This is a genomic window from Xenorhabdus khoisanae, from assembly GCF_001037465.1.
Lineage (GTDB): Bacteria > Pseudomonadota > Gammaproteobacteria > Enterobacterales > Enterobacteriaceae > Xenorhabdus > Xenorhabdus khoisanae.
This window is the reverse complement of the sequence record NZ_LFCV01000170.1, coordinates 1-3,014: the sequence shown is the minus strand read 5'-3', so window position 1 is coordinate 3,014 and position 3,014 is coordinate 1. Positions and strand designations below refer to the sequence as shown.

Genomic DNA, 3,014 nt, shown 5'->3' with positions numbered 1-3,014 from the left:
GCTAAATACTTTATTTGAAAGTTATGGTCGCCAATTTGCAGTTAATTTCTCTTGAGGACTTAAATAAAATTATTGGGTGAAATCATGACATATGAAGTGGTAGAGGGAACTTATGCAGGAAAACAAGAGCATTCTATTGATGATCCTATTTTAGATAAGGCCGTGGCAGCATTAGAAGGTGCTTCAATTAAATTTTCTACCGATGTAATTAACGATGCTAATGTCAGACAAAGCTATACTTCAAATATTAAAATAGCGGTTTCTGAAATTAAGAAGATGGTGAGTACAAAAAAAATCTCAGTGAAAGAAGCTGCTGAATTTTGTTATGAAATGCGAAATAACATTATGGCTGAGCATAGAAAATTTACGTCAGCACAAGGATTGGCCTTTGCAGAAAGGCATAAAAAATCCCCTCCAACTTTTGAAAATTTAATGGATAAATACTCTCAGAAAAAATTTGGAAAAGTATTTGGTAGCCTCACACCAAACCAAAAAAATTCGATTTTCTATGAAATTATAGAAGCGTCCTCAAGAGATAATCCAAAATTTACAACAGCTAACAAAAGGTTAAAGATCATAGGGAAAGTAGGCACAATCTTTACGGCAATATTAGCTACACATGAAATATTGAATGCTGAAAATAAACCTAAAGAAGCGGTTAAACAAGGAATACAAATTGGTGGTGGGGTCGCAGGTGGAAGTCTCGCTGGCTTAGCGGTAACTCCATTATGTGGCCCTGGTGCTCCCGTTTGTGCTATTGCTGTGGTGTTATTGGGTAGCATAGCTGGAGGTGTTGCCGGTTCGGTAGTTGCGGATGCTTTAGATGAAGAAATAGAGGAGTTTACTCGTTGGGCAATATACTGACTGACATAGATTTATGTGAAGCGCTATCTGATATCTTTGTAGATAATGAGGTTGACTATGAGTATATAGCTTCTGTAGCCAAACATTTCCCGCTTGAACATGTTGAGATGGTCTTTTTCGAGTGGGTAGCTCCGGTGTGTTATACCAATGGATTTACTCCTGTACCTCCTGTATGGACTTTTTTTGATCGTGAGCAACTTTGGGAAGATATTCAAATTGTTAGGGAGAAAAAAATAATGGGAAATAAAATAGAAAAAATAAAAATGGATATTAGACAGTGTTTTTTACGCAGGTATCTTGCAAAAGATTGGCAATATTTAAAAAAAAGACTGGTTGATTAAGGTTACTAATTTATATCAACTATATTGACGATCATTGTTAGTATAACCTTACAGATAATAGGTATGTGATGATGTATGTCATATAATTATTAGTGTTTTCTGAAAATAGCACTTATTGTAATTTATCAACCACATAAAGGAAAGATAGTTTTGATTAAAAAATAAAAATACACGGGTATAGAATTTATAAAAAGTTAGTGCTTACTCCAAATTCAAAATTAAACATTATTGTAGGTGATAATGAAGCAGGTAAATCAACTTTATTAGAGGCCATTGCATTAGCTTTAACAGGACGAGTTAACGGACGAAGTGCATCGGAAGAGTTTAATTCGCATTGGTTTAATACTGATTTTGTGAATGATTTTTTACTTGAGCATAAAAAGGGTGAAAGGGTTTCTTTTCCAGAAATTAGTATTGAATTATTCTTCGATAACCAACCTGAATTGCAAGCTCTATGTGATGTGATGGACGCCCCCTTTTTCAGTAGAAAACAGTGCCATCTTTTCTCCGATGTACTGAATTGCGGGAGAACATCTCATGAATACGATCAAAGTCGTTGGCATTGACCTCGCCAAAAACGTTTTTCAAATCTGTGTCTGGATGGAAGACGGTTCTGTTGCTGCGAACCGAAAAGTCTCACGACAAAAATTACTGGATGCCATACGGACTTTTCCACCGGGAACCTTCATTGCCATGGAAGCCTGCGCGACTTCCCATTATTGGGGCCGGAAATTGCAGGCTATGGGTTATCATGTTCAACTTATTCCCACCCAGCATGTCAAAGCGTTTAGTCATCATCAAAAAAATGATGCTAATGATGCACTGGCTATCTGCGAAACAGCCTGTCGGCCCGGTCTCCATTTTGTTCCCATCAAAACCGTAGAGCAGCAAGATATCAAGGCGTTGCGCAGTGCCCGGCAGCTTATGGTGGAACAACGTACCGCCCTCGCCAACCAAATCCGGGCTTTTCTTGCCGAACAGGGATTCGTAGTGCCTGCGGGTATTCAGAAACTGCAGCAATATCTGCCTGACATTCTGGAAGACAGTGATAATACTCTATCCGGTGTGCTGCGCCGTTTATTACATACACTGTGGGGATCACTGCAGGATTTGAACATCGGCATGCATGAAATGGATAACGAAATTGCAGCACTGGCTCGTCAGCAAACGGGTTATGAACATTTACTGACCATTCCCGGTGTCGGTCCCCTTATTGCCGCTGCTTTCGTGAGTGAAGTCAGTTCACTCCAATTTGCCAATGGCCGGCAACTTTCAGCCTGGTGTGGTCTGGTTCCCCGACAACATAGTTCCGGAGGAAAGAGTCGGCTCTCCTCCCTGAGCAAACATGGAAACCGTCATCTTCGAACGTTAATTATTCACGGTGCCCGTGCAGTGATGCGCTGTGTTCAAAAACGGCATGACCGTTTAGGGGAGTGGCTGAAGACATTGATTGCCCGGTGCGGATTTCTGAAAGCGACGGTGGCGTTAGCTAACAAACTGACCCGGATTATCTGGCGTGTTTTGAAGGAGGGCGTGGATTTTAATATGCAGAAAGCTTTTTTATCCATTAATTGAGTAAGTGAGTCAAAACAGACGCATTATCGAGTTTGCAAACATTGATGAGAAAACGGCTACCGTCCCTGTCATAACCTGAATTGGACCAAGGTAGTGACATACCGATGCATGTGATAAGGAAACAGGGCGCGGATGACATCATGGCACGGGCAAGTGAGTCCATAACGATGCCGGATATATGGTCGCAAACCGTTCTATTCAATGCTTGCACAGCCGGGAGCGTCCATATATGGT

Annotated in this window: 5 protein-coding genes; 4 read left to right on the top strand and 1 reads right to left on the bottom strand. The window is 40.7% G+C overall.

Annotated elements, in window-relative coordinates; all coding sequences use genetic code 11:
• Nucleotides 1-84 precede the first annotated feature (84 nt).
• From AB204_RS18955 to AB204_RS18940, 4 genes are all read left to right on the top strand, one after another.
• Nucleotides 85-864: a hypothetical protein gene (locus AB204_RS18955; RefSeq protein ID WP_047964946.1), complete on the top strand. Its 780-nt coding sequence runs from the start codon at nt 85-87 to the stop codon at nt 862-864.
• Nucleotides 849-1,205 carry a DUF7079 family protein gene (locus AB204_RS18950; RefSeq protein ID WP_047964945.1) on the top strand — a complete coding sequence of 119 codons (357 nt, stop codon included), beginning with the start codon at nt 849-851 and terminating at the stop codon, nt 1,203-1,205. The genes AB204_RS18955 and AB204_RS18950 overlap by 16 nt, the downstream gene beginning before the upstream one ends.
• 161 nt (nt 1,206-1,366) lie before the next feature.
• Nucleotides 1,367-1,771, top strand: coding sequence for an ATP-binding protein (locus tag AB204_RS23260; RefSeq protein WP_084728630.1), 405 nt, complete (start codon nt 1,367-1,369; stop codon nt 1,769-1,771).
• Nucleotides 1,743-2,780 (top strand): IS110 family RNA-guided transposase, encoded by a 1,038-nt coding sequence (locus AB204_RS18940; RefSeq protein ID WP_047964943.1) that lies wholly within the window; start codon nt 1,743-1,745, stop codon nt 2,778-2,780. Before AB204_RS23260 ends, AB204_RS18940 begins: the two co-directional genes overlap by 29 nt.
• On the opposite strand, the gene AB204_RS23670 is transcribed toward AB204_RS18940, so the two are convergent.
• On the bottom strand, nt 2,773-3,014 hold a 242-nt coding region (locus AB204_RS23670; RefSeq protein ID WP_235428144.1), incomplete at its 5' end, for a hypothetical protein. The two genes, AB204_RS18940 and AB204_RS23670, sit on opposite strands and share 8 nt — an antisense overlap.